The 3,828-nt window shown below is 50.5% G+C and carries 3 protein-coding genes; all 3 read right to left on the bottom strand.

All coding sequences use genetic code 11. From position 1 onward, the window contains the following. Window positions 1-39 precede the first annotated feature (39 nt). Complete coding sequence (locus AC1WIP_RS12845) at window positions 40-756, bottom strand: polysaccharide deacetylase family protein (RefSeq protein WP_481142201.1); 717 nt, start codon at window positions 754-756, stop codon at window positions 40-42. A 78-nt stretch (window positions 757-834) separates the two neighbouring features. Next, a complete protein-coding gene (locus AC1WIP_RS12840; protein ID WP_481142200.1) occupies window positions 835-2,607 on the bottom strand; it encodes an ABC transporter ATP-binding protein in 1,773 nt (590 codons plus the stop codon). Continuing rightward, window positions 2,600-3,828: ABC transporter ATP-binding protein (locus AC1WIP_RS12835; RefSeq protein WP_481142199.1), on the bottom strand; the 1,229-nt coding region annotated here is incomplete at its 5' end. The genes AC1WIP_RS12835 and AC1WIP_RS12840, both read right to left, overlap by 8 nt.

Raw genomic sequence — 3,828 nt, 5'->3', positions numbered from 1 at the left:
GCCATATGTTGTATAACTAAAGCATATGTTTCCATGCTGTTAGTCAAACAATATCTCCTCCACCGTCACAAAGGTATACCCCCCCTTCATCAGCTCATCCACAATTTTCAAGGCTGCCGTCACCGTGGTATCATAATAATCGTGCATCAGAATTATATCGTTTTCCTCCACATTGGATACCACCTTTTCTGTAATGCAGGACACATTAGAGGAGCACCAGTCCAGCGGGTCCACATTCCAGAGCACCGGAAACATATTTAGCTCCGATTCAAATTTCTTGTCCCAGCTTCCATAGGGCGGACGCACATAGAGCACCTCCTTTCCCGTGATTTCCTCAATAATTTCATTTGTTTTGATCAGCTCTTCTTTAAATTCCTCCCTGTTGTCCCTGGCAAGCTGCATATGGCTGTAGGTATGGTTACCGATCAGATGCCCCTCCTCACTCATTCTTTTGATCACATCAGGATGCAGCTGTGCATGCTCTCCCGTCACAAAAAAAGTGGCATGTACTCCCCGTTCCTTTAAGCCGTCCAGAAGCTGCTCGGTGTAATAGGGGTGTGGGCCGTCGTCAAAGGTCAGCGCTATTTTTTTCACATCCTCCGCCGCCTCTTTTCTCTCCGCCTCTTCGCCCCAGACAGCCGCAGAGGCATCTCCTCCTGCAGCCGTCACCGCTGCCCGTCTATTTTCAGATAAACCAAAAAGCAGCAATCCCAATATACAATCAAGAATCAGGATTGCCGCTGCCGCTTTTTTCATATAAAATCCCACTTATATGCCTTTTGTAAAAGTGTATGCCCAACCTCAGCTCAATATGTAACGAAATACGGCTCCACCCTACTCAAACTGCGCTCTGTAAAGCTGCCTGTAAAAGCTGGGCCTCTCCATCAGCTGCTCATGGGTGCCCTGCTCCACCACCTCCCCGTCCTTTACCACAAGGATCCAGTCCGCGTTTTTGATGGTGGACAATCTGTGGGCAATCACAAAGCAGGTTTTATCCTCCATCAGCCGACGCATTGCCTGTTGAATTTCCAATTCCGTCCGGGTATCCACATTGGAAGTGGCCTCATCCAGAATCAGCATTTTTGCGTCCAGCAGCATGGCTCTTGCAATGGTGAGCAGCTGCTTCTGCCCCTTGGAAATATTGGTTCCCTCATCCGTCAAAACAGTGTCGTAGCCCTGGGGAAGCTTTTTGATAAAGGAGTGGATATGCGCCGCCTTCGCCGCCCTTATCACATCCTCCATGGAGGCGTCCTCCCTTCCATAGGCCAGATTCTCATAAATGGTTCCATAAAACAGCCATGTATCCTGAAGCACCATGGCGTAAGCCTTCCTCAGGCTTTTTCTGGTAAGACCGCCGATGTCCTTCTCATCCACCAAAATACTTCCCTGCTGGGGATCGTAAAACCGCATCAGCAGATTGATCAAGGTAGTCTTTCCCGCCCCGGTGGGGCCCACAATGGCAATGAGCTTTCCGGGGCTTGCGTGAAAGCTCAGGTCATGAATAATGGTTTTGTCCGGCGTATAGCCAAAGCTGATATGCTCCGCCCGCACGTCTCCCTCTGTGTGTGTAAGCTCCAGGGCCTGTGCGGCGTCCGCCTTTTCCGGCTCCTCGTCGATCAGGCGGAACACCCTCTCCGCAGCCGCCAGCGCGGACTGCAGCTCGCTCATAATATTAGCCGCCTCGTTGATGGGCCCGGAAAATTTCCGGGAGTAGAGCACAAAGGAGGAAATATCCCCGATGGACATGCTTCCCGCCAGATACAAAAGCGCGCCGAACACACTGATCAGGGACAGGGACAGATTGTTTACAAAATTTACGGTAGGCCCTACGATGCTTCCATAATATTCCGCCCGGTAATAGGCGTCCACCGCCTCCTTGTTTTTTACGTCAAACCGCCCCACGGTGTACGCTTCCCTTCCGTAGGCCTTCAAGGTTTTCTGTCCAGTTATCATCTCCTCCACAAAGCCGTTCATCTCCCCAAGCTTCGCAGAGCGGATGCGGAAAAGCGGCCTGGTCTTTCCCGTGATAAACTTTGTCAGGCATATGGACAAAGGCACCGTAAACGCAAACACCAAAACCAGTCTGGGAGAAATGGTGATCATCATTCCCAAAGCCCCCGTCACCGTGATCACGGTAGTCAGAAGCTGCACCAGGTCGTTGGACAGAGAGGCATTTACCGTATCAATATCGTAGGAAATGCGGCTGATGATATCCCCTGTCTGATGAATGTCAAAATATCCCACCGGAAGAGACAAAAGCTTCTCAAATACATCCTGACGCATTTTATACACTACCTTGCGGCTGATAGTGAGCATCAGTACCTGCAGTCCATATGCCATAGCGGCAGAAATCACATAGAATCCAGCCATCCATGCCCCGTAATAAAAGACCTGTTCAAAATCTACCTTCCCCTTTCCCGGCTCTATGGCCCCGATGGCGAAGCCGGTAAGCCTTGGGCCGATCAGGGAAAAAAGATTACTGCCCAAAGTACACACAAGAGCCAGACAAAGCAGCCACTTATAGTGAAGCAGATATTTTCCAAGGCGGAGAATGGTGCCTCTGGAATAACGCCTGCCGTCCTTTTGCTTTCCCTTTCGCTCAGACACCTGCAGTCACCTCCTCTCCCATCTGGGATTTCCCGATCTCCCTGTATACGGCGCAGCTGCGCAAAAGCTCCTCATGGGTTCCATAGCCGATAGCCTTCCCGTCCTCCATCACCAGAATATGATCGGCGTTTAAAATGGAGCTGATTCTCTGGGCCACAATGACCAAAGTGGTTCCCTCAAAATGCTCTCTGATTCCCCTTCTCAGGGCAGCATCTGTCTTGTAGTCCAATGCGCTGGAGGAGTCGTCCAGTATCAATATCCGGGGCTTTGCCGCAAGGGCTCTGGCGATCAGAACCCTCTGTTTCTGGCCTCCGCTTAAATTGGCGCCCTTTATGTTCAGGGCTTCCTCCTCCCTGCCTGTCCGGCCCTCCACAAATTCTCTTGCTCTGGCATACAAAAGCGCCTCCTGTACCTGGGTCTCATCAAGCTCTCTGCCCAGCGTTACATTTCCCGCAATGGTATCCTCAAAAATCGTATCATTCTGAAATACAACGCCAAACCTGCTTTTCAGTTCTCCCGGCTTATAAGTGCGCACATCTCTTCCCGAAATCAAAATGCGCCCCTGGTCCGCATCATACATCCGCATCATCAGATTGATAATTGTGGATTTCCCGGAGCCGATCTCCCCGATAATCCCCAGCGTCTCGCCGCGCTTTATACGAAAGCTCAAGTCCCGGATATCAGCATCCTTTTGCTTCAGATAAGAAAAGCTCACATGTTCAAAAACGATCTCCTCCGGTGTCTGCTGATCCTCTTTCATCTCCAGCACCTGCATGTCCTCCTTGGTCTCCAGCACCTGCCAGATACGATTTCCTGAGGCGATCGCCTTTGACAATATGGTAAACATTTTGGAGATAGACAGCATGGCGTTTAGGATAATGGTAAAATATGTGGTAAAGGCAAGTATCTTTCCCACCTCGCAGTTCCCGCCATTTACCCGCAGAGCGCCCACGAAAATCACGCAGACCAGTCCCAGATTCAAAAGAATATTCATGGCCGGATCTATAATGGCCATCACCATTCCGTTTTTCCGCTCCCGTTCCACCACCTCTTTGTTGATGGCACGAAATTTCTCCGTTTCATAATCAGTCTTGGACAAAGCCTTGATCACCCGGATACCGGCGATATCCTCCCTGACCATGCGCACAAACCGGTCCGAAGCCTCCTGCAGCACAATATACATTGGAATGCTTTTGCGGGACACATACACAGTGATCATCC

This window comes from Acetatifactor sp. (assembly GCF_982438285.1).
This window is presented reverse-complemented; position numbering and strand designations above follow the sequence as displayed.

Bases quoted from the DNA above. Each gene is read 5' to 3' on its own strand.
- AC1WIP_RS12845 (WP_481142201.1), bottom strand. From the start codon at position 756: ATGAAAAAAGCGGCAGCGGCAATCCTGATTCTTGATTGTATATTGGGA.